Origin of the sequence: Amycolatopsis sp. NPDC006125 (assembly GCF_040614195.1) — a bacterium.
GTDB lineage: Bacteria > Actinomycetota > Actinomycetes > Mycobacteriales > Pseudonocardiaceae > Amycolatopsis_E > Amycolatopsis_E tucumanensis.
Genome location: NZ_JBEXTZ010000028.1, coordinates 55,621 through 78,066, shown reverse-complemented (window position 1 = coordinate 78,066; position 22,446 = coordinate 55,621). Strand labels below are relative to the sequence as shown.

Here is a 22,446-nt window from a genome sequence, read left to right as displayed (position 1 = left end):
CTACCCCCGATGCTCGCTGTACCAGGGCGCGGGGCCGGGCTGGGCGGCGCTGCTGACGGGCAGCACGAGCTCGAAGATCGCGCCGCCCTCCTCGGCGTTGTACACGCGGAGCACCCCGCCGTGCGCCTGCGCGACCCACCGCACGATCGACAGCCCGAGCCCGCTGGACCCGCCGCCGCTGCTGAACCGGTCGAAGTTCTCCGCCGCGACCGCCGGGTCGATCCCCGGCCCGTGGTCGGCCACCGTGACCCGGCCGCCCGCGACCGTGATGTGCACCAGCGCCTGCGCGCCCGGCTGCCGCCCGTACCGCAGCGCGTTGTCGAGCAGGTTGCTGATGGCCCGCTGCACCAGCGCCGGGTCGGCGTCGACGCGGGTCGGCGCGGCGGTGACCGTCACCTGGGCGTCCTCGGCCGGTGTCTCCGCCACTACGCTCGTCACCAGCTGGTCCAGCCACACCGGCTGGATGGCCAGCCGCTCCACCCCGGCGGCGAGCCGGGCCCGCACCAGCAGGCCGTCGATGATGCTGCCCATCCGCCCGGCCAGGCGCACCGTGCGGGGCAGCAGCTCGGCGCCCTGGTCGGGGTGCCGGGTCGCGGTCTCGGCGAGCGCCCGCAGCGCCGCGACCGGGGTGCGCAGGTCGTGGGCGGTCTCGGCGAGCAGCACCTCCTGCTGCTCCAGCGCCGCGGTGGCCGGCCGGATCGCGCGCCCGGACAGCAGGTGCCCGGCGACGCCGACCGCGGCCAGCAGCAGCACGCACCCGCCGATCACCATCAGCAGCAGCCCTTCGTGCCGGGACTGCTCCGGCCCGGCGTCCATGGCCGCGACCACCGCGCCGATGTACTGGCCGGTGCTGTTGCGGAACGGTTCGGCCCCGATCCGCACCAGCGCGCCGTTCGTCGCGCGCACGTAGCCCTTCAGCAGGGTGCCCGACTGCACGGCCCGCTGAGCGAGCCCGCCCAGCACCGCCAGGTCCACCGGCACGCAGGTGCGGCGGCTGACGTGCGGCTCGAACCGCTCGGCGCCGCCGGGCAGCACCGCGAACTGGGGGCACTGGGTGTTCAGCTCGTCCTCGGCGACGAACGCGGTGACCAGCGTGTCGTCGTACTGCAGGAGGCGGGTGACGGTCGAGGTGACGCGGCGCAGCTCGCCGTCCATCGCCTGCTCGCCCTTGTCCGCGTCGGCCTGGACCACCAGGACCGCGAACACGACCAGGCCGATCGCGTTCATCGCGGTGAACAGCCCGGTGAGCATCCAGCGCAGGCGGCGCAGGCGGTGCGCGGCCGAACCGCTCCGCGGCGCGCTCACGGCGCCATCCGGTAGCCGACCCCGCGGACGGTCTGCACCGCGTCCGGTTCGCCCAGCTTCCCCCGCAGCCGCCGCACCACCACGTCCACCACGTTCGACATCGGGTCGGTGCTGGAGTCCCAGCAGTGCTCGATCAGCTCGGCCCGCCGCACCGCCTGCTCCGGGCGCGCCATCAGGTACTCCAGCACCGCGAACTCCTTGCCGGACACCGTGAGCAGCACGCCGTCGCGGCGCACCTCGCGGCGGGCGCAGTCGACCTCCAGGCCGCCGTGCCGGAGCACGGACGGCCGCCCGGTGCCGGAGCGGCGGCACAGCGCGAGCACCCTGGCGGCGAGCTCGGCCGCGGCGAACGGTTTGACCAGGTAGTCGTCGCCGCCGTGCTCGAACCCGGCGATGCGGTCGTGCACCGTGTCGCGCGCGGTCAGGAACAGCACCGGCACCGCCCACCCGGCCTGCCTGCGCCGGTGCACGAAGTCGATCGCGTCGCCGTCGGGCAGCATCCGGTCGAACACCACGCACGCGTGCCCGGGCTCGGCGAGGGCCGCCGACGCCCCGGCGAGGGTCGCGGCGGTGTCCAGCCGGAGGCCGGCGGCGGTGAGTTCCGCGGTGACCGCGACGCGCAGGTCCTCGTCGTCCTCGACCACCAGCACCCGGGGCCGGGTCGTCACAGGTGCGGACACGGTGGATCCTTCGTCACGGGGAGCGTGTGCCCGGAAGCTTAGCGTCCCGCCGGATCTTGTTCGCCCGGTTTGCGGGTTTTGGCAGGAACCGGCCGCGCCGGGGCGATACCGTGGCGGGGTGCGTGTGCTGGTCACCGAGGACGACGAGAACCTCCGGGTGGCCGTCGAGGCGTCGCTGCGCGGGTCCGGGTTCGCGGTGGACGTGGCCGCCGACCTGCCGGCGGCGGACGAGGCGGTGAGCGTCAACTCCTACGACTGCACGGTGTTCGACCGCATGCTGCCGGCCGGGGACGCCCTGCGGTACGTGGCGGGGCTGCGGCAGCGGGGGTGGCCGGTGCCGGTGCTGTTCCTGACCGCGCGGGACACCGTGGACGACCGGATCGCCGGGCTCGCCCACGGCGACGACTACCTCGTCAAGCCGTTCGCGATGGCCGAACTCGTGGTGCGGGTGCGCAGCCTGTGCCGTCGCGGCCCGGCGCTGCCCGCCCCGGTGCTGCGCCACGGGGACGTCGAGGTGGACACCGGGCGGCACGAGGCACGGCGCGCGGGCACCCCGCTGACGCTGACCGCGAAGGAGTTCGTGGTGCTGGAGCGGCTGGTCGCCGCAGGCGGGCGGCCGGTCCCGCGGTCCGAGCTGATCGCCGCGGCGTGGGACGAGTTCGTGCCGCCCGCCTCGAACGTGCTGGAGGTGCTGATCGCCGGGCTGCGCCGCAAGCTCGGGCCGCCGCCGGTGGTGCGCACGGTCCGGGGCGTCGGCTACCTCCTCGGCGCCTGACCGCCCACCGCGGAGCCGGCGCGGATCGCGTGCTCCAGCAGCTCGTGCCCGTCCAGCGCGCCGGAGAACCGGATCTTCGCGCCGTCGGCGAACGCGACGGTGCAGCGGTAGTCGCGGATGACCAGCCGGGTCAGGAAGGTGCTGCGGCGCGGGTGGAACGGCGTGACCGCGGCGACCGCCTGCCACGGCCAGGCCCGCGTCCGCCCCTTGGCCGTGTGCGCGAGGCCCGCGTCGCGCACCTCGAACGTCTCCGACAGCCCCTGCCGCGCCACGTGCACGACGAGGAACACCGCGAGCGTCGCGGCGAAGACGGTCACGGTGATGCCGAACCCGATGGCGGTGCTGTACTGGTAGGAGTACCCGGACAGCATCATCGGCGTGGTCAGTGCCCCCATCACGGCGGCGAGGACGACCGCGGCGACGGCGATCAGCGCCAGGCGCACGTGGGAGACGCGGTAGCGGTGCACCACCGGGCCGAGCAGGTCGGGATCGGTCGTCACGGGGCCACCTCCGGTCGGCTGCTGCACGATCACCGGACGATCGTGCGGCAGCCCCGCGGACCCGGCCAGGGCCGTGGCAGCAACCGGACAGGCGACTCCGGCTCAGTACAGCTCGATCTTCAACCGGGCCGTCCTGGCGCGGGAGACGCACAGGGCCATCTGGTCCCCGGCGGCCTTGTCCGCGGCCGACAGGCAGCTGTCCCGGTGTTCGGGCACGCCCTCCAGCACCCCGGAGACGCAGGACCCGCAGATGCCCTCCTCGCACGACTTGAAGACCTCAATGCCGTTCTCCCCGAGAACCGCGAGGATCGACTTGCCCGCGGGCACCTCGAACACCTCGCCGGTGTCCAGCTCGACGGTGAACGGCTGGTCGCCGCTGGTGTCGACGTCGGCGGCCACGAAGTGCTCCACGTGCACGCGCGACTCGCCGACGACGGGCGCGAAGACCGCCGAGACCTGCGCCATGAACCCCTCCGGCCCGCACGTATACACCTGCGCGTCCGGGGTCAGCTCGCCCGCGACCTCCTTCAGGATCGTCGGCTGCTCGGCGCGCGGCACGCCGAAGCGCAGGTGCACGCGGTCGCCGAACTCGCGCTCCAGCAGGCCGGCGAACGCGGCCTGCTCACGGGCGCGGGCGAAGTAGTGCAGCTCGAACTCCGCGCCGCGGCGGTGGAGCTCGTAGGCCAGGCTCAGCAGCGGGGTGACGCCGACGCCGCCCGCCACCAGGACGTGGCGGGCGCCGTCGGCGACGCGCAGCAGGTTGCGGGGCTCGCCGATCTCGAGCGTGTCGCCGGCCTCGACGGTGTGCAGCGCCTCGGAACCACCGCGCGAGGCGGCTTCCTTCTTCACCGCGATCAGCAACGACTCCGGATCATGCGGCGGCGAGCACAGCGAATACTGCCGTACCAGGCCGGTCGGGCCGACGACGTCGACGTGCGCACCGGCCTCGTACGGTCCCAGCGGGGCGCCGTCGTCGCGGACCAGGCGCAGGCTGCGGATCCCGGCGGCTTCCTGCCTGACCTCCGCGACGCGGACCACGGTTGAAGTCATCGTCCCTCCCTCGGGTTCAGCGCAGGTAGAGCCCGCCGTTGGCGTCCCAGCAGGCGCCGGTGACGGAGGCGGCCTCGGGCGAGGCGAGCAGGGCGACCATCCGGGCGATGAACGCCGGGTCGCCGAGCCTGCCCACCGGAATGCTCCGCGCGAGCCCGTCGACGTCGTCCACAATGGACCGCACCGCCGGACTGTCCTGCGGGCCCGGCGACACCGCGTTCACCGTCACCCCGTGCGGCGCGAGCTCACGGGCGAACACCTTGGTGGCGGACAGGACCGCGCCCTTGGAGGACGCGTAGTGCCCGCCGGTCGCGGTGCCGCCGTTCTGCCCGGCGAGCGAGGCCATGTTCACGATCCGGCCGTAGCCGTGCGCGGCGAAGTGCGCGCCGAAGACCTGGCAGGCGGAGAACGTGCCGCCGAGGTTCACCTTCAGCACGGCGTCCAGCTCGTCGGCGGTGATGTCCATCAGCTTCTTCGCCTGCGTGCGGGCGGCGTTGTTGACCAGCACGTGCACTGATCCGAAGTCGGCCAGCACAGCGGCGAGCAGGCCGTCCAGCGCCGCGCGGTCGGCGACGTCGACGGCGTACCCCGTGGCCTCGCCCAGTTCCTTGGCCAGCGCTTCGGCGGCGCCCCCGTCGAGGTCGGCGATCGCGACTCGGTAGCCGTCGGCGTGCAGGCGGCGCACGATCGCCTCGCCAAGGCCGTGGGCGCCGCCGGTGACGACCGCGGTCTGCGCGCTCACAGCAGGAACCCCGCGGCGGGCACGGCGTCCTCGCTGTCCACCAGCCGCACGACCTTCTCCGCGATGCGGTCGCCGGAGGACGACAGCCGGACGCGGTGGCGCACGTCGGCGGCCCAGATGTCGTGCCGCCCGCGCTTGTAGGCGATCAGCACCTGCGCCGAGCGCAGCACGACCTCGGTGTCGGTCACGGTCTCCGGCACGAACCGGGACACGGTGCGCACGGTGCGGGCCGCGTCGACGGCGGCGATGGCGTAGCCCTCGGTCATGCGGGTCACGCGCATGGCCCGCATCCGCGCGTCGTCGTAGATCATGTTGAGCGTGCCGGCGAAGTCCTCGGTGTCCGGGTCGATCGGCACGACGTAGCGGGCGTCGTCGGTGTAGAGCTCCTGCCACACCAGGTAGTCCTTGCGGTCGAGCAGCTCGGCCTCCCGCCAGACCAGCTCGACCGCGCGGGCCACCCGGACGTCGGTCAGCGGGACGGTGATCGTGTCAGTCATCGCTCATCATCTGCTTCCACATCCGGTACGCGGCGCGCATCCCGGTTTCGTCGGTCACGTGGGCGGTCGGCCAGCCGTGCTCGTCGTCCTTCTCCCTGCCGAGCCCGCGGTTGACCAGGATCGGCATGTCCGGCGCGGCCTGGGCGCCGCGCTGCACGCGGTCCCAGCCCTCGGCGTCGTCCGGGGTGCCGAACCCGAACGGTCCCTGGAAGTGCTCGTGGATGCGCAGCCGCTCGCGGTTGACGACGTCCAGCTCGGGCGGCCCGTCCGGGCCGATCGCGATGTGCTCGATCAGCGTCTCGTCGACCGAGATCGGCCGTAGGACCCGGAAGAACGCCGCCGACATCGACACGTTCGGGAACAGGTTCAGGTTGAACCCGGTGCCGTGCATGGCGCGGACCACCTTGCGCACGGCCGCGTCGTCGAGCGTCTTGGACAGCTCCGCAACGACGTGGTCGAAGCGGGCCTGCAGCGGTTCGCTGCCGTCGTCGGCGTCGAGGTCGGAGTGCTCGGGCACCATCTGCATGACGCTGTGGCCGTTGCCCAGCGCGTGGGTGATCGCCGCCGGGTCGGTCATGAACGACATCATGTCCGCGGTCTCGGCGTCCACCGACGCCATCCACGACCGGTGCACGATCGGGAAGTGGTAGCCGTCGGTGGTGTTCTCCAGCTGGATCTTCCAGTTGCCGCGGAACCGGAACTGGTGCTTGCCCAGCACCTTGATCGGGTAGCCGCCGCCCTGCTTCATGAACCGGTCCAGCCACAGCTTCGCGTCGCCGAGGAAGTCCGCCAGGGGCTCGATGCCCTCGTCGAACGTCGCGAAGACCATGCCGCCGTAGGACTCGGTGCGCAGCTTGCGCAGCGACAGGTCCTTCTTGTCCGCCACGCCCTCGTACCCGTCCGGGTACGGGATGCCGCGCAGCGTGCCGTCCAGGCCGTAGGACCAAGCGTGGTACGGGCAGGTGAACCCGTTGGCCTTGCCCCGCGGCTTCTCGCACAGGCTCGCGCCGCGGTGGCGGCAGCGGTTGAGCAGCGTGTGCAGGGTGCCCTTGCGGTCCCGCGACACGATCACCGGCTGGCGGCCGACGTAGGTGGACTTGAAGGTGCCCGGCCCGGGCAGCTCGCTCTCGTGCGCGACCCACACCCAGGTGCGCTCGAAGATCTTCGTCATCTCCTGCTCGAAGATCTCCGGGTCCGTGTAGAGGCGGCCGGCGACGCGGTCGTCGAGCACGAGGTCCGCGGGCGCGGCGGCGAAGATGTTCTCGGTCATGGTGTCCTCTCCTCAGCCGGGCAGCTCGACGTCTTCGCGCACCGTCAGCGCGCGGCCGATGCGGGCTTCGACCTTGGCGAAGCGCCACAGCTTCGCGCCGCCGTCGCCGACCGGGGTGGTGCGGAACAGGTTGCAGGCGGCCTTGACGGTCTCGGCGGTGTCCACGTCGGCGAGGATGTAGGCGGTCCACGGCCAGCCGTCGGAGGGGCCGACCATGTGCGAGTCGTCGTCGATGTCGCCGATGAAGTCCACGCCCGGCAGGGCCTTGATGCCGTCCATCATGGACACGAACGCCTGCCACACGTGCCCGGGCGTGATGCCGTCGGCAGGCAGGTCGAAGAAGTTCTGGTTGATGCCGATGCAGAACAGCACGCGCAGGGGCGTCGCGCTCATCTCGGTCCTCCTCGTCGGTGGTGGTCGGGTCAGCGGAAGCCGGGGCTGGTGGGCGGCAGTCCCATGAGGACGGCCCCGGCGGAGTCGAAGATCGCCGGCCCGAGGAAGGCGTGCTGCTTGGGCACCAGCGCGTCGCCCGCCAGGTCGCGCAGCGGGTGCTCGGTGTAGATCGGGGCGGTGCCGGAGATCTCGACGAGCCGGTCCACCACGCCGGACGCCACGCGGGCCAGGTGCGCGGAGGCCAACCGCAGCCGGGCATTGTGCTCGTCGGTGGCGGTGTCGCCGCGCAGCACGTGCTGCCACACCTGGTCGCTCAGGTCGTAGAACCAGGCGCGGGCCGAGCTCAGGTCCGCCTCGGCGCGGGCGACCTCGGTGCGGTAGTAGGCCCGGTCGGCGAGCTTCGGCGCGCCGGTGACCCCGGTGTAGCCGCCGCCGACCTGCTTGGCGTGGTCCAGGGCCGCGCGCGCCACGCCCGCGCCGACCACGGCGAGGACCTGGGAGGCGTAGGCGATCGTCGGGTAGTGGTAGAGCGGCTCGTCCACGGTCGGCGCGCCGCCGCGGATGAAGGTCCACTCGCGGGGCACCTCGACCCCGCGCACGACGATGTCGAACGAGCCGGTGGCCCGCATGCCCACGACGTCCCAGTCCTGGACGATCTCGACCTGGTCCGGCCGCAGGACCGCGGTGCGCGGCTTGCCGCCGGACTCCTCGTCGCCGGGCAGGCCGACGCCGATCAGGTCGGCGCCCATGCAGCCGCTGGCGAACTTCCAGTGCCCGTCGACCAGGTAGCCGCGCTCGGTGGCGGCGGCGCGCTGCATCGGGAACAGCGCGCCGGCGAAGGCCACGTCCGGGCCGTCGCGGTACAGCTCGGCCTGGGTGTCCAGCGGCAGAGCGGCCAGGTAGATCTGCGCGGAGCCGAAGCTCGCGACCCAGCCGGTGGAACCGTCGACGACCGAGATCCGCTCGACGGTGTCGAGGAACTCGGCGGGCGGCAGCGGCTGCCCGCCGAACTTGCCCGGCGTCGCCGCCCGGTAGATCCCGATCTGCTTGAGCCGTGCGACGAAGTCCTTCGGCACGTAGCGCTGCTCGCGGAACTCCTGCCGCCGCTGCGCGAGCTCGGCGAGGACGTCGTCGAACCCGACGCCCTGCGGGGTGTGCACCATCGCGCCTCCTCCTACTCGCGGGTTGCCCCCCGACGGTAGGCAGCCGGGGCCGCCGCGCGGAATTGGTGGTTCTGCGGCACCGGGTAGGGGATTCCTTCAGCGCGCGCCGGCCGCGCCCGGCTTACCCTGGCGGGATGCAGGTGGATCCACGCGCGCCCGAACTGGTCACCGAGGACTTCGTGACCATGCTCCACGCCAGCCGCATGTGCGTGCTGGTGCACGACGCGGCGACGAAGAACATCCTGTGGGCCAACCCGGCGGCGTGCGAGATGCTCGAGTGGAGCGTGGCCGAGCTGCGTCCGCTCAAGGCGAACCACATGAGCAGCACCGCGCGCCAGTACGACCGCGTGATCGGCCGGGCGTGGCTGCAGGACGCGGTGGAGAAGGGCACGAACAGCATCGAGTGGCACTACCGGTCCCGCACGGGACGGGTGATCCCGACCGAGGCCATCGCGATCCGCGTGGAACTCGCGCAGGGGCCGGCGGTGATGGTGCAGTTTCGCGACATCGAGCGGGAGCAGGAGATCGAGCAGGAGCTGCGGCGCACCGCGTCCTACATGGACGCGCTGGCGCACCGCACGTCCACGATCGCGCTGATGCTGGACCGGGACGGCGTGCTGCGGTTCGCCACCGACACGGCGTTGAAGGTGATCGGCGCGGACAGCGGGCAGCCGCTCGGCCCGTTGTCGGGTTACGGCACGCTGCGGCTGGCCGGCCGCCCGGCGTCCTGGCCGGAGGTCCTGGAGCGGGCCGATCCGGTGACGACGGTGCAGCTCGCGCTGACCGGGGCGGACGAGCCGGTGTGGCTGGAGGGCAGCCTCGAACGGCTGCAGGAGACCGGCGGGGACGCGTTGCTGATGATCCTGCACGACGTGTCCGGCCGCGTGCAGGAGGACCTCCGGCGGGAACGCGAGCTGCAGCAGGAGAACTACCTGGCCCGCTACAACGCGATGGGCGACATGGCGATGGCGATTGCCCACGAGCTGGGCCAGCCGCTCGCGGCGGCGGCGAACTTCCTCGGTGGCGCCGCCCGGCACGCGTCCGGGACGGCCGCGGAGCAGGTGCGGTTCGGCATCGACAGCGCGGTCCGGCAGATCGACCGCGCGAGCGCCATCGTCGCGGCCCTGCGCGCGTTCGTCGGGCACCTGGAGCACGTGCGCCAGGTGGCCGACCTCGGCGAGATCGTCACCGAATGCCTGTACTTCGTGCGGCTGCGGGCGGACGCGGCGGGCGTCGACGTGGTGGTCCGCGAGCCGCCGGGTCCGGTGCCGGTGCGGTGCGAACGGGTGCTGACCGGGCAGGTGGTGCTCAACTTCTGCTTCAACGCCATCGACGAGGTGGCGGCCTTCGGCCCGGAGCGCCGCGAGATCGTGCTGACCACGCGCGCCGAGGGCGGTGAGGGCGTGCTGACTGTGGAGGACTGGGGACGCGGCCTGCCGCGGGACCCGTTCGCCGAGTCGTTCACCTCGAAGGAGCACGGCAGCGGGATCGGCCTGGCGTTGTCGCACCGGATCATCACCCGCCAGCACGGCCGGATCTGGGCCGAGCCCCGCGACGGCGCCGGCTCGCGGTTCGGGTTCGCCCTGCCGCTCGCGGAAACCCCTGAGACGTAAGGGAAACCCTTACCGGGGCGGGAAGAACTCTCACTTCCCGGCGGCCCCGCCGCGCGCGTACGTTCGAGCTGTTCGGCGATCGTTTGGAGGAATCGTGCCCGAGCTGACCCGGCAGCAGACCGAGTTCCGCGCCGCGATGGCCAACCTCTCGGCGGCGGTCACCGTCATCACCACCGACGGTCCCCGTGGCCGCGCCGGCATGACCGTGAGCGCGGCCTGTTCGGTGACCGACTCGCCGCCGACCGTGCTGGTCTGCGTGAACCGCACCGCCCGCTCGCACGACGTGCTGGTCGGCAACGGCAGGCTGGCGGTGAACGTGCTGGGCGCCGGCCAGGAGGACCTGGCGCTGCACTTCGCCGGCGCCACCGGCGTGCCCACCGCGGAGCGGTTCACCGACGGACGGTGGGACCTGGCGACCCACGGGGTGCCGGTGCTCACCGGGGCGTGCGCCTCGGTGGTCGGCACGATCGTCGCCGAGCAGGCGTCGGGGTCGCACTCGGTGCTGTTCGTCGAGGTGGACACCGTGATCAGCGGGGACGACCCCGCCGCGCTGGTGTACTTCCAGCGCCGGTTCCACAGCCTCGGCACCACTGCGGCGTAGGAGAGCGGCCATGGAGCGGATGACGCTGACCTGCTACAACGACACGCACGGCTACGGCTGGCGGCACGTGGACCTGTTCGTGCACGACGCCGAGGGGCGCGAGCTGAACTGGGTGCACTGGCAGGTGCCCGACGACGGCCCGGAGGCGGCGGACGCCGTGACCAGGAAGGTCGAGCCGACGTTGCGCCGGACCTCGGAGTGGCGGCACGGCGTGAGCGAAAGCGGCATGGACTTCTGGGTCGCCGACGCCGCCTGGGAGGACGCGTGAAGCCGCTGCGCGCGCCGTGGTCCCTGCGGGAGCTGGTGAGCGGTTCGGTGGACGGGGCGCTGCGCCGGTCCCGTGAGCGCATCGCCGAGACGGAGCCGGCGCTGCGGGCGTGGGTGGAGCTGGCGTGGCCGGAGCCGGTCGCGGCCGGTCCGCTCGGCGGCGCGCCGCTCGGCGGGGTGCCGCTCGGGGTGAAGGACATCATCGACGTGGCCGGCCTGCCCACGCGGTGCGGATCGGGCCTGCGCGCCGGCAGCCCGCCCGCCGCGGCCGACGCCGCGATCGTGACGGCGTGGCGGCGCGCGGGCGCGGTGCCGGTCGGCAAGACGGTGACCACGGAGTTCGCGTTCTTCTCCCCCGGCCCGACGGACAACCCGAGCGCGCCGGGCCACACGCCGGGCGGGTCGTCGAGCGGCTCGGCGGCGGCCGTCGCGTCGGGGCAGGTGCCGCTCGCGCTCGGGTCGCAGACCGCCGGTTCGGTGATCCGGCCCGCGTCGTTCTGCGGGGTCGCGGCGATGGTGCTCAGCCACGGCCAGTTCCCGGTCGACGGGGTCACCGGGCTGAGCCCGAGCCTGGACAGCCACGGCTTCTACACCGCCCGGGTGTCGGATCTGGCGCTGGCCCACGCGGCGCTGACCGGTTCGCCGGACGCGGCCGGACTGCCCGCCCGTCCCCCGCGGCTGCTGCTGTGGACGGGCATCGCCGGCCCCGCGATGCGCGCGGCGCTGGCGGTTGCGAGGGACCGCCTGGTGGCGGCCGGTGCGGTGGTGGAGGCGTTCCCGGACGAGCGGCTGATCGCCGACCTGACCGCGGCGCACCCGGTGGTGATGGCGTACGAGGCGGCGCGGGAGCGGGCCGCCGAGCTGGAGCGGGTGGCGGAGTTGAGCGCGCCCCTGGCGACGCTGTTGCAGACGGGTGCTCAGACCCCGGAGGCGGAGTACCGGCGGGCGCGGGAGTTCGTGCGGTCGGCCGCGTCGGCGGTGTCGGATTTCCTGGATTCCTACGACGCGATCCTCGGCCCCGCGGCGCCCGGTCCCCCACCGGAGGGGCTGGCCGCCACGGGAGATCCGGTGCTGAGCCGGCCGTGGCAGGCGCTGGGTGTTCCACAGGTGGCCGTGCCCGGGCCGTCCACTGAGGACGGTCTGCCGCTGGGGGTGCAGCTGATCGGCCGGGCGCGGGAGGAGACCGCTTTGCTGACCACGGCTTGCTGGGTGGAGCGCGCATTGTCGGAGTGATCGCGCGCTCGGCAGTGGGCGCACGGGATCCACAAGGGACCTCCCGCCGGGAGGCAGCGCGACTCGCTCGGTGAAACCGGGGGGCGCCATCCGGCCCCGCACCACGCACCGCCGAAATGCGACGCGGCCCGCCAGACCGGCGAGCCGCACTCAGCCGTGAGCACTCGGGCTCCACAAAGGACCCGCAGAAACCCTCACACCACCACGCGGTGCGTGAGGATGTCGTGCACCAAGGCGCCCAGGCTCTCCGCCCCCGTCTTCGCCTTGATCCGCGCCCGGTGCACGTCGATCGTCTTCACACTCGTGCCCAAGCGGTTCGCCGCCATCTGGCTGGACACCCCTTCGACCACCAACCGCAGCACCTCGCGCTCCCGCTGGGCCAGCACGCAGCACCATCCACCGACCGAATGCAGCGCGGCTCGCCGGGGGAAACCGGCGAGCCGCGCTCAACGATCCACAAGCGACCTCACACCAGCACGCGGTGCGTGAGGATGTCGTGCACCAAGGCGCCCAGGCTCTCCGCCCCGGTCTTCGCCTTGATCCGCGCCCGGTGCACGTCGATCGTCTTCACGCTCGTGCCCAGGCGGTTCGCCGCCATCTGGCTGGACACCCCTTCGACTACCAACCGCAGCACCTCGCGCTCCCGCTGGGTCAGCTGCGCCAGGCGCGCCTCCACCGCCCGGCGCGCCGCCTCGCGGGTGAACCGCCGGCACGCGTCCTGCTGCTGCCGTTGCACCACTTCCAGGATCCGCTGCGGCTCGTAGGGTTTCTCCAGAAAATCCACCGCGCCGCGGGTCATGGCGCGCACCGACATCGGGATGTCGCCGTGCGCGGAGCAGAACACGACCGGCGCCGGGTAGCCCCGCGCGGTCAGTTCCTCCTGCAACTGGAACCCGCTCATGCCGGGCATCCGCACGTCGACGATCACCACCGCGGGCTCGTCCGGGTCGAACTCGGCCAGGAAGGCGGGCGCGTCGGGGTAGGTCAGCGCCTGGATGCCGACGCTCTCCAGCAGGAACGCCAGCGACTGCCGCAGGCCCTCGTCGTCGTCGACGATGTGCACCACCGCGTCGGTCATGGCTTCATCAGTACCGACGCAGACGGGTGGTCGCTGGCGAAGTGGTCCGGCAGCGGCGCCACGAACACGTTCTCGGTGCGGGTGCGGGTGATCCGCCACCCGCCGTCCTCCTTCCGGAACGCGTTGTTCAGGCGGCTGGACCGCAGCAGCGCACTGCCGTCCGAGAACAGCCACGGCTGCATGTGGATCCACTGGCCGTCCGCGGTGTCACCGTGCACGTGGATCTGCTCCGACGTCAGGTAGTGCGCGTTCAACAGCAGCGCCGGATCCCGCTTCTCGCCCCAGAACCGCTCGAAGTGCTCCCGGATGGCCTGCTTGCCCTCGGCCCGCCCGAACTGCCCGTCGTAGTACTCGCCGACGCCCTCCCACACCGCGTCCTCGGTGTAGAGCTCCAGGATCAGCTCGATGCGCTTGGCGTCGTCGGAAATCCCGTACTCGGGCAGCGGCGTGTCGCACAGGAACATGTAACGAGCCTGTAGCCGGCGGATTTCGGCTTCGGCCTCGAGCACCTCGACCCGCCGGGCGAGTGCTTCGAGAGCGGTGTCGGTCAACGGGATTCTCCTTCTCCGAGCGGGAGGCGCGATGCCGAACACCATCTGTCACCGGCGCGAACCTTGTCAAGCGCGCTGCAGGTTTCCCCTATGCGGCTGCGGGATTTGCGACTGGGAGCCGCGGCGGGCGCTTCCTACCGTAACGGGAACCACCACGGACGATGAGGACGGTCGATGACCACACACGGCCCCGCTCAGCCCAGCCTACCGCGCATCGGAGTGGCCGCCGCGGTCGGCACTTCGCTGGAGCTGTACGACTTCCAGATCTACGGAACCGCCGCCGCCCTGGTGTTCGGCCAGGTGTTCTTCGCCACCGGCGACGCGTGGTTCGGCACGTTCATGAGCCTCGCGACGTTCGCGATCGGCTTCGTCGCGGCGCCGCTGGGCGGCGCCGTCTTCGGCTGGCTCGGCGACCGCCGCGGCCGCAAGACGGCCCTGTTCGGCGCGTTCGTGCTGATGGGCCTGGCGACGCTGGGCATGGGCGTGCTGCCGACCTACGCGGCCGTCGGCGTCGCGGCGCCCGTCATGCTGGTGCTGCTGCGGTTGTGCCACGGCCTGGCCAGGGGCGGCGAGAACTCCAGCGCCGCCGTGTTGGCGATCGAGCACGCCCCCGAGCGGCGCCGCGGCCTGTACGGGTCCTTCGTGGCGATCGGCTCGCCGGTCGGCACGATCCTCGCCAACCTGGCCTTCACGCTGGTGCTGCTGCTCCCCGACGACGACGTCACGGGCTGGGGCTGGCGGATCCCGTTCCTCGCCGGCGGCCTGGTGCTCGTGGTCGGGCTGTGGATCCGCAAGGGCGTCGCGGAGAGCCCGGTGTTCCGGGAGATGGCCGAGCAGGAGGGCGCCCGGGTGAAGGCGCCGCTGCTGGCGGTCGTGAAGGCGAACTGGCGGCGGCTCGCGCTGGTCGCGGGCGTCAACATCGGGCTCACCGCCAGCACGTTCGCGCTGGCCACGTTCATGCTGTCCTACGCCACGGCCCGCGCCCCGGAGGGGCTGGGGCTGCCCCGCCAGCCCATCGTCAACGGCTCGATGATCGCCCTGGTCTGCCACGCGCTGTGCAACGTCGGCGCGGCGTGGCTGTCCGACCGCCTCGGCCGCAAGCCGGTGATGCTGGCCGGTGTCGTGCTGTCGCTGGGGTCGGCGCTGCTGATGTTCCCGCTCAGCTCGGCGGGCACGGTCGCCGCGGTCAACACCGCCGTGATCATCGGGTTCTGCGCCACCGGTGTCCTCTTCGGACCGATGTACACGTTCTTCTCCGAACTGTTCCCGCGCGAGCAGCGCCAGTCCGGGGTTGGCGTGGGCTACCACGTCGGCGCCGTGCTGGGCGGCGGCATCTCGCCGATGATCGCCAACCGGATCGTCGCAGGCACCGGGGACGCGCTCAACGTCGGCTTCTACCTGGCCGCGCTGCTCGGGCTGTCGCTGGTGTGCCTGCTCTGCCTGCCCGAAACCGCGCCGGTGCGGGCGCGCCGCCGGAGCGCGGCGGTCCCGGAGCCGGTCCGGTGACGGTCAGCTCTCCGGCCGCAGGCGCGTGAGCACGTGGCGCAGGGTGTCGAGGACCCGTTCGGTCGGCAGCTCGTCGACCCCGCAGATCTGCTGGAAGACCAGGCCGTCCATGGCCGCGAACACCAGCGCGGCCAGGCCCTCGTCGTCCAGCCCGGCGGCGGCGAGCTCGGCGCGGATCGCCGCGCGGTAGCCGTCGTAGAGCTCGCGGACCTGCGGGGCGAGCTCGGGGCGGCGCCGCGACTCCAGCGTCAGCTCGTACTGGAACGCCTGGGTCTCGGGCTGCTCGGCGACGAACTCGGCGAGGCCGTCGCCGAGCAGGTCCAGCCTGCCCGAGCCCGGCTCGGGGGTCACCGACGGCACGCTGCTGTCCAGGGACCGCCGCAGGGCCTGGGCGGTCAGCTCGTCGATGCTGCCGAAGTAGTGGGTGACCAGCCCGTGGTTGACGCCGGCCTCCTTCGCGACCGAGCGGTAGGTGAGCTGCCGGAGCCCCTGGCGCGCCACGACCCGCACCGCCGCCTCCAGCAGGGCCTCCCGGCCCGTGCCGTGCGGCCGCGCCCGCCCGCGGGACGCGCCCGCCGTCTCGTTCGTCACCGTCGGAATGGTACCGGCCGCCAAATTATCCACTTGACTAATTTAGCGGACCGAGTCACAGTTGGGCACACCCCGGACGCCCGCCACCGGCGGCGTCGACCTCTCCTTCCGCAAGGGATTCCCTCATGCCTGAACGCGCCGATGTCGTCGTGGTCGGAGCCGGGTTCGCGGGCCTGACGGCCGCCCGCGAACTCACCCACCGCGGCACCACGGTCACCGTCCTGGAAGCCCGCGACCGCATCGGCGGCCGCACCTGGACCGCCGAGCGGCTGGGCCGCCCGCTCGAACTCGGCGGCACCTGGGTGCACTGGACCCAGCCCCACGTGTGGGCCGAGATCTCCCGCTACCAGCTGGAACTGACCCGCAGCCCGGTCCCCGCCCGCGCCTACTGGCACGTCGGCGGGCAGGCCCACGAAGGCAGCGCGGACGAGCTGTTCGCGCGGTTCGACCCGGGGATGCAGGCGTTCCTCGCCGACAGCCGCGAGTGGTTCGAGTGGCCGTGGGAACCGTTCCGGCGCCCCGATCCGGACGTCCTGCACGCGCTAGACCGGCAGTCCGTCACCGACCGGATCGACGCGCTCGGCCTGCCGCCCGCCGACCGGGAACTCCTGGCGGGCATGTGGGCGCTGAACTTCAACAGCCCGCCCGAGGACGGCGCGCTCACCCAGGCGCTGCGGTGGTGCGCGGCGGCCTCGGGCAGCTGGCCGCTGATGTTCGAGACGTGCGCGACGGTCAAGTTCACGCACGGCACCAAGGCACTCGCCGACGCGATCGCCGCCGACACCGACGCCGACATCCGCCTCGGCACGGTCGTCACGAAGATCCGCCGCACGAGCACCGGCGTCGCCGTGGAAACCGCGTCGGGCAAGACCTTCGAAGCCGGCGACGTCGTGGTGACCCTGCCGCAGAACGTCCTCCCCTCGATCGAGTTCGAGCCCGGGCTGCCCGCGGTGCTGCGGGACGCGGCCCGCGCCGGGCAGGCGTCGAAGGGGATGAAGACGTGGATCCGCGTCCGCGGCGAGGTCGAACCGTTCGTCGTGTTCGCGGGCCCGGACTCGCCGCTCACGTTCGGCCAGACCGAGTACACCGTGGACGGCGACACCCTGCTGGTCGCGTTCGGTCCCCGCGCGTCCGCGCTGCGGCCGGACGACACCGAAGCGGTCGCCAAGGCCCTGGCGCTGTGGCGGCCGGACCTGGAGGTCGTCGCCGCCGACGGGCACGACTGGGTCGCCGACGAGTTCGCAGGCGAAACCTGGCCGATGCTCGCCCCCGGCCAGCTCCGCGCGCTCGAAGAGTTCCGCAAGCCGCAGGACCGCCTGCACTTCGCCGGCAGCGGCTACGCGACCGGATGGGCCGGGTTCGTCGACGGCGCCATCGAAACCGGTCTGACCGTCGCGCGGCGGCTGCTCACCCGCTGACACCGTCCACAACAGAGAGGAAACCCCGTGCCCTACTTCGTCGAGTTCGTCCACTACCGCACGGACCTGCCCGAGGACCGTCTCGTCGCGTTGCGCTCGGCCGCGATCCTGGCCGTGCGGGACGCCCATCCGGACCTGCTGTCCGTGCCCGCGCTGAGCCGCGGCGAGGACGGCTCCTGGACCGACGTGTGGATCTACCGGACCCAGGAGGCGGCCGAGAAGGCCAACGCCGGGGCCGGCGACATCCCCGAGTTCACCGCGTTCGCCGGCGCCCTCTCCGGCGTCGAGATCACCGCAGGCCACATGCCCGAGTCCGCCGTCTCCCCGCTCTGACCGGAAACCCACGGAAGGACAACGATGTCTCTCCCCACACCGGATCACGGGACCGCCCTGCGCCGGGGTTCGCTCGGCGTCGCGGCGATCGTCTTCTTCGTGCTGTCGGCGCAGTCGCCGCTCACCGGGATCGCGGGCGCGCTGCCGATCGCGATCACCCTCGGCAACGGCCCGGCCGCCCCGGCCACGTTCCTGCTCGTCGGGGTGGTGATGGCGTTGTTCGCCGTCGGCTACATCACGATGAGCAGGAACGTGACCGACGGCGGCGCGTTCTACACCTACATCGGCCGCGGCCTCGGCACGACGACCGGCACCGCGTCCGCCTTCGTCGCCCTGTTCGCCTACTGCACCGTCCAGGCCGCCATGTACGGCCTCTACGGCGTCACCGTGTCGGGCCTGCTCGCCGCCTACGCCGGGATCTCCGTGCCGTGGTGGGCGTGCGGCCTGGTGACCATGGTGCTCGTCATGGCGTGGGCCTGGCTGAACATCGAGATCGGCGCCCGCGCCCTGGCCTGCCTGGTCGGCCTGGAGATGGGCATCCTGCTGGTGTTCGCGGTGATCACGTTCGCCCGCGGCGGCGGGCCGCAGGGCCTGGACTTCGGCGCGACGTTCGGCCCGTCGGCGATCGCCTCCGGGGCGCCCGGGGTCGCGTTCACCTTCGCCGTCGCGTCGATGTTCGGGTTCGAGTCGACGGCCCTGTACGCGCCGGAGGCCCGCGACCCGCGCCGCACCATCCCCCGGGCGACCTATCTCGCGGTGGCGGTCGTGGCGGTGTTCTTCGCCTTCGTGGCCTGGATGGTGGTCAGCTTCTACGGCGCCGGGTCCGTTGTGGACGCCGCGGGCCAGGCGGTCGGGGCGGGCGAGGCGAGCGGGCTGGTCGCCGGCGCGATCCAGGCGACGCTGGGCGGCTGGGCGGCGCACGCGGTCGGGATCATCCTGGCCACGTCGTTGCTGGCCGGCGTCCTCGCGTTCCACAACGCCATCAACCGGTACCTGCACTCGCTGGCGGAGAACGCGGTCCTGCCGCGCCGCCTCGCCTGGACCAACCGGCACGGCTCGCCCTACCTCGCGGGCGTGGCCTCGACGGTGGTCGCGGCCGCGCTGGTGCTGCCGTTCGCGGCGCGGGGCATGGACCCGGTGCTGACGTTGTTCTCGTGGTTCGGCGGGGTGTCGGTCGTCGGGCTGCTGGTGCTGTACGTGCTGACCAGCGTGTCGGTGCTCGCCTGGTTCCGGCGCGACCGGCGCGGTGAGTCCACGTGGCACACGCGGTACTCACCGGCGCTGGCCGCGGTCCTGATCCTGGCGGGGATCGTGCTGCTGATCGTCAACTTCGGCACGCTCACCGGCGGTTCGGGCGCGACCGCCGCGGTGCTACTGGCGTCCGTCGCGGCCGTGTTCGTCCTCGGGCTGGTGGTCGCGGTCGTGCACCGGCGACGGGCCACCGCCGCTGTGGCTCTCGCGTCCTGACGGGGACCGGGCCGGCACCGGCGTGCCGGCCCGGAGCTCCGGTTCCCGCAGGCGGAACAGTTCGGCGAACTCCCGCATCCGCGCCGCGCGGTACGCCGGGACGCCGTCCGGGTCGAAGGTGTAGAAGCCGGTCCCGTCCCGCAGACCACGGCGGCCGGCGGCCATGTTCTCCTCGATGACGTCCGGGTGCCGGAACCGGTCGCCGAGCTGGGCGGCCAGGTAGCGGGAGGCGTAGTACAGGATGTCACCGCCGCCCCAGTCGATGAACTCCAGCGGCCCGAGCACCGAGAACCGGGGGCCGAGCCCGGCGCGCACGGCGAGGTCGATGTCGGCGGCGCTCGCCACGCCCTCCTCGACCATGCGGGCCGCCTCGTTCATCACCAGCGCCTGCAGCCGCGGCACGATGTAGCCTGCCGCGGGCCCGCACACCACCGGGATCTTGCCGAGGCGCTCCAGCAGGCCGGTCAGGCGGGACACCGCGGCCGGGTCGGTCTCGTCGCTGCGGCTGACCTCGACCAGCGGCATGACATCGGCGGGGTTGAGCCAGTGCGCGTTGACCGCCCGTTCCGGCCGCTCGACCAGTCCGGCGATCTCGGTGACCAGGAACGTCGACGTGGTCGAGGCGATCACCGCGTCCGCGGCGACCTCGCGGCAAACCCAGGCCAGCACGTCCCGCTTGATCTCCAGCACCTCCGGCACGGCCTCGAACACCACCGAGGCACCGGCCAGCGCGCCCGGCTCCCGCCCGCACACGGTCACTCCGGACCCGAGCCGGGCGCGAAGCCGGTCGGCGTATTCGCGCCGTTCTTCATCCGCGCGGTCCTTGACGTCGGCCAGCACAACGGGAAAACCGGCCGCGAGGCAGGTGAGCGCGATGCCCTCCCCCATGCGGCCGGCCCCGACGACGGCGATCTCGTCGCTCACGAGGTGAAACCCTCCCGCAGCAGCCGCGTCAGCTCCGGCCGGGAGAGTTCCGCCAGCCCGAGGCTTTCCAGCGTCCGGCCCTCCGCGTAGAGGTCCCGCCCGGTGACCGCCGAGGCGATGCTCAGCAGCCCGGCCGCGACCGGCGTCGGCACCCCGGCCCAGCGGCCCACCGACACCAGCAGCGACAGCCCCAGCCGCGTGTCCTCCAGCATGTAGCGGTGGGTCAGCAGGTCGATCTTCTCCCGCCAGTCGCCGGAGTCGGTGAGCTTCTCGTGCGCGGCCCGGCCGTACATCCACTCGTCACCGTCGGTGGCGTAGTGGTCGGCCAGCGGGAAGTGCGGCGCGCCGTAGCCCAGCGCCTCCCGCAGCGCGATGCGCTCGCCGTCCAGCGCGTCGGTGACCCGCCGGATCGCGGGTTGCGTGCCCTCGTTGTGGATGTCCCACGCCTCGAAGTGCTCCAGCGGCCCGGCGTTCATCAGGATCAGCGGCGGGTGGATCACCGGCCCGGCGTTCATCAGAGCCCCGCTGAGGCCGTCCTCGCTCTCCTCGACGCTCGGATAGGCCGCGCGCAGCACGTCGAACGCCTTGGCCGCCAGCCGCGCCGGGAACACCCCGGTGGGCAGCCGGGTCGCATAACCACTGATCACCACCTCGGTGGCGCCGTGCCGCCGGGCCAGGTAGGGCAGCGTGCCGGTCTCGGCGAACGCGACGTCGGCCGGGTTGCCCGCCTCCGCCAGCGCCTTGCCGAACAGGACCGACCCGAGCGTGCCCGGCGGCAGGAACACCACCTGCCCGTCGGTGAGCAGCGGGGCGAGCCGGGCGGCCAGGTCGGCGTGCGTGGTCGAGGGCAGCGGGATGACGATCAGGGCGGCGTCACGCACCGCCTCGGCGAGGTCGGTGACCAGCTCGCCCACCCGCACCTGCCGGGTGCCGCGGTGGTCGCGGACGGTCATCGCGCCGGCCTCGCGGAGGGCCTGGTGCGCGGCGGCGTCGCGGCGCCACCACCGCACGTCGTGGCCGTTCTCGGTCAGTTCCGCGGCCGCGGCCCAGCACCCGTGGCCACCGCCCAGCACTGCGATCCTCATTCAGCTGACTCCTTCCGGTTGTGCGGCGGGTTCCCCGGCCGCGCGCTCCGCCGCGACGCTGCGCCGGAAGTGCCGGCACCCGCGCCACAGCAGCAGCACCGTGAGCACGGACGCGAGACCGTAGACAATGGACAGTGACGAGCCGACCATCTTCGGGTCGCCGAACACCCGGTCGGTGACCAGCGCGACGAGCGTGGTGCCCAGCGCGAGCCCGATGAGGTTCGAGATCAGCAGGAAGATCGCCGACACCTGGGCCCGCATCTGGTTGGGGCTGAGCACCTGCATGGCGGCCGTGGAGGCCGGCATCGGGAAGGAGGCGAAGAACATCGCGACGGCCAGCAGCGCCAGCGACAGCCACAGCTGGCCGACCTGCGTGAAGGCGACGACCGGGACGGTCATGCCCAGCGCGCCGATAACCCCGGCCCGCATGGCCGCGTCGGTGTGGCCGCGCCGCGCCAGCCGGTCGACCAGCCAGCCGCCGAAGAGCACGCCGCTGCCGTTGGCCACCAGCACCACCACGCCGAGCAGGTAGCCGGCCTCGGTGGAGGTCAGTGAAAACGCGCGGATGTAGAACGCCGGCGTCCAGGCCATCATCCCCAGCAGCACCAGCGCGTAGAGCGAGAACCCCAGGTAGTGCGCCGCGAACGTGCGGCGGTGCCGCCACAGGAACCCGATCACGTGGCGCAGCGCGACCTTCTGCACGCCGCCGTCGGCGTCGCGCCGGAGCCCGCGGCGGCGCGGGTCGCGCACGGTGAGGAACACCAGCAGCGCCAGGACGATCCCGGGCAGCCCGACGATCAGGAACGTCAGCTGCCACGCGCGCACCTCGCCGAGCAGCGGCAGCGTGACCGCGTCCACCGACTTCAGCAGGTTGATGACGTACCCGCCGATGATGAACGCGGCGGCACCGCCGATGAACGAACCGAGCGAGTAGATGCCGTAGGCGCGCCCGAGCTTGCTCTTCGGGAACATGTCGCTGAACATGGAATACGCGGCGGGCGACAACGCGGCCTCGCCGACGCCGACGCCGATCCGCGCGAGGAACAGGTGCACGAAGTTCTTCGCCAGCCCGGAGGCCGCGGTCGCCAGGCTCCAGAACGCGACCCCGATGGAGATGATCAGCGGGCGGGAGCGCTTGTCCGCCAGTATCGCGATGGGCAGGCCCATCACCGAGTAGAGCAGGGAGAACGCCAGCCCGTTGAGCAGGCTGAACTGCGTGTCGGTGAGGTGCAGGTCGCGCTTGATCGGCTCGATCATCAGCGACAGGATCTGCCGGTCGACGAACGAGAACACGTAGGCGAGCATGCAGATCGCCACCACGTACCACTGGTAACGATACGATTTCCGCGCTTCGGGCAACAGGTCTTCGTCCAGCGGCACGAACGCCTCCCGTGATTTCGCCAG

Annotated in this window: 25 protein-coding genes; 9 read left to right on the top strand and 16 right to left on the bottom strand. The window is 72.6% G+C overall.

The annotated features are described in order from the left end of the window. Both ABZ193_RS16800 and ABZ193_RS16795 read right to left on the bottom strand, forming a co-directional pair. On the bottom strand, positions 1 to 1,305 hold the full coding sequence (locus ABZ193_RS16800; RefSeq protein ID WP_354710472.1) for a HAMP domain-containing sensor histidine kinase: 1,305 nt from the start codon (positions 1,303 to 1,305) through the stop codon (positions 1 to 3). Beyond that, entirely contained in the window at positions 1,302 to 1,985 is a 684-nt protein-coding gene (locus ABZ193_RS16795; RefSeq protein ID WP_235716171.1) for a response regulator transcription factor, read from the bottom strand. Before ABZ193_RS16795 ends, ABZ193_RS16800 begins: the two co-directional genes overlap by 4 nt. 118 nt (positions 1,986 to 2,103) lie before the next feature. Here ABZ193_RS16795 and ABZ193_RS16790 point away from each other — a divergent pair, with 118 nt between their 5' ends. After that, complete coding sequence (locus tag ABZ193_RS16790) at positions 2,104 to 2,760, top strand: response regulator transcription factor (protein ID WP_020419230.1); 657 nt, start codon at positions 2,104 to 2,106, stop codon at positions 2,758 to 2,760. Here ABZ193_RS16790 and ABZ193_RS16785 read toward each other — a convergent pair. The 7 genes from ABZ193_RS16785 to ABZ193_RS16755 all read right to left on the bottom strand — a co-directional run bounded on the left by ABZ193_RS16785 (position 2,742) and on the right by ABZ193_RS16755 (position 8,375). Further along, positions 2,742 to 3,260, bottom strand: coding sequence for a hypothetical protein (locus tag ABZ193_RS16785; RefSeq protein ID WP_354710471.1), 519 nt, complete (start codon positions 3,258 to 3,260; stop codon positions 2,742 to 2,744). The two genes, ABZ193_RS16790 and ABZ193_RS16785, sit on opposite strands and share 19 nt — an antisense overlap. A gap of 102 nt (positions 3,261 to 3,362) precedes the next feature. Further along, complete coding sequence (locus tag ABZ193_RS16780; RefSeq protein ID WP_237334990.1) at positions 3,363 to 4,310, bottom strand: PDR/VanB family oxidoreductase; 948 nt, start codon at positions 4,308 to 4,310, stop codon at positions 3,363 to 3,365. 16 nt (positions 4,311 to 4,326) lie between these two features. After that, positions 4,327 to 5,052: an SDR family oxidoreductase gene (locus ABZ193_RS16775; protein ID WP_237334991.1), complete on the bottom strand. Its 726-nt coding sequence runs from the start codon at positions 5,050 to 5,052 to the stop codon at positions 4,327 to 4,329. Next, positions 5,049 to 5,549 (bottom strand): aromatic-ring-hydroxylating dioxygenase subunit beta, encoded by a 501-nt coding sequence (locus ABZ193_RS16770; RefSeq protein WP_237334992.1) that lies wholly within the window; start codon positions 5,547 to 5,549, stop codon positions 5,049 to 5,051. Before ABZ193_RS16770 ends, ABZ193_RS16775 begins: the two co-directional genes overlap by 4 nt. Further along, positions 5,542 to 6,819: an aromatic ring-hydroxylating dioxygenase subunit alpha gene (locus tag ABZ193_RS16765; protein ID WP_020419225.1), complete on the bottom strand. Its 1,278-nt coding sequence runs from the start codon at positions 6,817 to 6,819 to the stop codon at positions 5,542 to 5,544. The genes ABZ193_RS16770 and ABZ193_RS16765 overlap by 8 nt, the downstream gene beginning before the upstream one ends. 12 nt (positions 6,820 to 6,831) lie before the next feature. Further along, complete coding sequence (locus tag ABZ193_RS16760) at positions 6,832 to 7,212, bottom strand: hypothetical protein (protein WP_027929900.1); 381 nt, start codon at positions 7,210 to 7,212, stop codon at positions 6,832 to 6,834. A 29-nt stretch (positions 7,213 to 7,241) separates the two neighbouring features. Further along, positions 7,242 to 8,375, bottom strand: a complete 1,134-nt coding sequence (locus ABZ193_RS16755; RefSeq protein ID WP_237334993.1) for a flavin-dependent monooxygenase — start codon at positions 8,373 to 8,375, stop codon at positions 7,242 to 7,244. A 134-nt stretch (positions 8,376 to 8,509) separates the two neighbouring features. On the opposite strand from ABZ193_RS16755, the gene ABZ193_RS16750 reads away from it, so the two are divergent. From ABZ193_RS16750 to ABZ193_RS16735, 4 genes are all read left to right on the top strand, one after another. Next, positions 8,510 to 9,988, top strand: a complete 1,479-nt coding sequence (locus ABZ193_RS16750; RefSeq protein WP_237334994.1) for an ATP-binding protein — start codon at positions 8,510 to 8,512, stop codon at positions 9,986 to 9,988. A gap of 94 nt (positions 9,989 to 10,082) precedes the next feature. Continuing rightward, complete coding sequence (locus ABZ193_RS16745; RefSeq protein ID WP_237334995.1) at positions 10,083 to 10,589, top strand: flavin reductase; 507 nt, start codon at positions 10,083 to 10,085, stop codon at positions 10,587 to 10,589. Between the two features lie 10 nt (positions 10,590 to 10,599). Further along, the gene (locus ABZ193_RS16740) at positions 10,600 to 10,857 is read left to right on the top strand and encodes a hypothetical protein (protein ID WP_027929904.1); all 258 of its coding nucleotides are present in this window, start codon (positions 10,600 to 10,602) and stop codon (positions 10,855 to 10,857) included. Beyond that, positions 10,854 to 12,089 (top strand): amidase, encoded by a 1,236-nt coding sequence (locus tag ABZ193_RS16735; protein ID WP_237334996.1) that lies wholly within the window; start codon positions 10,854 to 10,856, stop codon positions 12,087 to 12,089. The genes ABZ193_RS16740 and ABZ193_RS16735 overlap by 4 nt, the downstream gene beginning before the upstream one ends. A gap of 194 nt (positions 12,090 to 12,283) precedes the next feature. On the opposite strand, the gene ABZ193_RS16730 is transcribed toward ABZ193_RS16735, so the two are convergent. The 3 genes from ABZ193_RS16730 to ABZ193_RS16720 form a co-directional block, all read right to left on the bottom strand. Beyond that, entirely contained in the window at positions 12,284 to 12,475 is a 192-nt protein-coding gene (locus tag ABZ193_RS16730) for a helix-turn-helix transcriptional regulator (protein ID WP_237334997.1), read from the bottom strand. A gap of 80 nt (positions 12,476 to 12,555) precedes the next feature. After that, positions 12,556 to 13,167: a response regulator gene (locus ABZ193_RS16725; RefSeq protein WP_237334998.1), complete on the bottom strand. Its 612-nt coding sequence runs from the start codon at positions 13,165 to 13,167 to the stop codon at positions 12,556 to 12,558. Next, positions 13,164 to 13,718 carry a nuclear transport factor 2 family protein gene (locus ABZ193_RS16720; protein ID WP_237334999.1) on the bottom strand — a complete coding sequence of 185 codons (555 nt, stop codon included), beginning with the start codon at positions 13,716 to 13,718 and terminating at the stop codon, positions 13,164 to 13,166. The genes ABZ193_RS16725 and ABZ193_RS16720 overlap by 4 nt, the downstream gene beginning before the upstream one ends. A gap of 174 nt (positions 13,719 to 13,892) precedes the next feature. Here ABZ193_RS16720 and ABZ193_RS16715 point away from each other — a divergent pair, with 174 nt between their 5' ends. After that, positions 13,893 to 15,224, top strand: coding sequence for an MFS transporter (locus ABZ193_RS16715; protein ID WP_354710470.1), 1,332 nt, complete (start codon positions 13,893 to 13,895; stop codon positions 15,222 to 15,224). Between the two features lie 3 nt (positions 15,225 to 15,227). Here the strand turns inward: ABZ193_RS16715 and ABZ193_RS16710 are convergent, their stop codons facing one another. Further along, on the bottom strand, positions 15,228 to 15,815 hold the full coding sequence (locus ABZ193_RS16710; RefSeq protein WP_020419214.1) for a TetR family transcriptional regulator: 588 nt from the start codon (positions 15,813 to 15,815) through the stop codon (positions 15,228 to 15,230). 125 nt (positions 15,816 to 15,940) lie between these two features. Between ABZ193_RS16710 and ABZ193_RS16705 the strand changes: the two genes are divergently transcribed. The 3 genes from ABZ193_RS16705 to ABZ193_RS16695 are packed head-to-tail and all read left to right on the top strand — an operon-like array spanning position 15,941 to position 19,033. Next, a complete protein-coding gene (locus ABZ193_RS16705) occupies positions 15,941 to 17,233 on the top strand; it encodes an NAD(P)/FAD-dependent oxidoreductase (protein WP_020419213.1) in 1,293 nt (430 codons plus the stop codon). A gap of 27 nt (positions 17,234 to 17,260) precedes the next feature. Then, positions 17,261 to 17,566 carry a hypothetical protein gene (locus ABZ193_RS16700; protein WP_020419212.1) on the top strand — a complete coding sequence of 102 codons (306 nt, stop codon included), beginning with the start codon at positions 17,261 to 17,263 and terminating at the stop codon, positions 17,564 to 17,566. A 24-nt stretch (positions 17,567 to 17,590) separates the two neighbouring features. Next, on the top strand, positions 17,591 to 19,033 hold the full coding sequence (locus ABZ193_RS16695) for an APC family permease (protein ID WP_020419211.1): 1,443 nt from the start codon (positions 17,591 to 17,593) through the stop codon (positions 19,031 to 19,033). Here the strand turns inward: ABZ193_RS16695 and ABZ193_RS16690 are convergent. The 3 genes from ABZ193_RS16690 to ABZ193_RS16680 are packed head-to-tail and all read right to left on the bottom strand — an operon-like array spanning position 18,938 to position 22,422. After that, entirely contained in the window at positions 18,938 to 19,957 is a 1,020-nt protein-coding gene (locus ABZ193_RS16690) for a 3-hydroxyacyl-CoA dehydrogenase NAD-binding domain-containing protein (RefSeq protein WP_020419210.1), read from the bottom strand. The genes ABZ193_RS16695 and ABZ193_RS16690 overlap by 96 nt on opposite strands. Continuing rightward, the gene (locus tag ABZ193_RS16685) at positions 19,954 to 21,042 is read right to left on the bottom strand and encodes an NAD/NADP-dependent octopine/nopaline dehydrogenase family protein (RefSeq protein ID WP_020419209.1); all 1,089 of its coding nucleotides are present in this window, start codon (positions 21,040 to 21,042) and stop codon (positions 19,954 to 19,956) included. Before ABZ193_RS16685 ends, ABZ193_RS16690 begins: the two co-directional genes overlap by 4 nt. Further along, positions 21,043 to 22,422: an MFS transporter gene (locus ABZ193_RS16680; RefSeq protein ID WP_020419208.1), complete on the bottom strand. Its 1,380-nt coding sequence runs from the start codon at positions 22,420 to 22,422 to the stop codon at positions 21,043 to 21,045. Positions 22,423 to 22,446 lie beyond the last annotated feature (24 nt).

Coding starts and splice junctions, on each gene's coding strand:
- ABZ193_RS16715 (WP_354710470.1), top strand. CDS start 13,893: ATGACCACACACGGCCCCGCTCAGCCCAGCCTACCGCGCATCGGAGTG.
- ABZ193_RS16685 (WP_020419209.1), bottom strand. CDS start 21,042: ATGAGGATCGCAGTGCTGGGCGGTGGCCACGGGTGCTGGGCCGCGGCC.
- ABZ193_RS16695 (WP_020419211.1), top strand. CDS start 17,591: ATGTCTCTCCCCACACCGGATCACGGGACCGCCCTGCGCCGGGGTTCG.
- ABZ193_RS16760 (WP_027929900.1), bottom strand. CDS start 7,212: ATGAGCGCGACGCCCCTGCGCGTGCTGTTCTGCATCGGCATCAACCAG.
- ABZ193_RS16755 (WP_237334993.1), bottom strand. CDS start 8,375: ATGGTGCACACCCCGCAGGGCGTCGGGTTCGACGACGTCCTCGCCGAG.
- ABZ193_RS16750 (WP_237334994.1), top strand. CDS start 8,510: ATGCAGGTGGATCCACGCGCGCCCGAACTGGTCACCGAGGACTTCGTG.
- ABZ193_RS16765 (WP_020419225.1), bottom strand. CDS start 6,819: ATGACCGAGAACATCTTCGCCGCCGCGCCCGCGGACCTCGTGCTCGAC.
- ABZ193_RS16770 (WP_237334992.1), bottom strand. CDS start 5,549: ATGACTGACACGATCACCGTCCCGCTGACCGACGTCCGGGTGGCCCGC.
- ABZ193_RS16725 (WP_237334998.1), bottom strand. CDS start 13,167: ATGACCGACGCGGTGGTGCACATCGTCGACGACGACGAGGGCCTGCGG.
- ABZ193_RS16780 (WP_237334990.1), bottom strand. CDS start 4,310: ATGACTTCAACCGTGGTCCGCGTCGCGGAGGTCAGGCAGGAAGCCGCC.
- ABZ193_RS16740 (WP_027929904.1), top strand. CDS start 10,600: ATGGAGCGGATGACGCTGACCTGCTACAACGACACGCACGGCTACGGC.
- ABZ193_RS16705 (WP_020419213.1), top strand. CDS start 15,941: ATGCCTGAACGCGCCGATGTCGTCGTGGTCGGAGCCGGGTTCGCGGGC.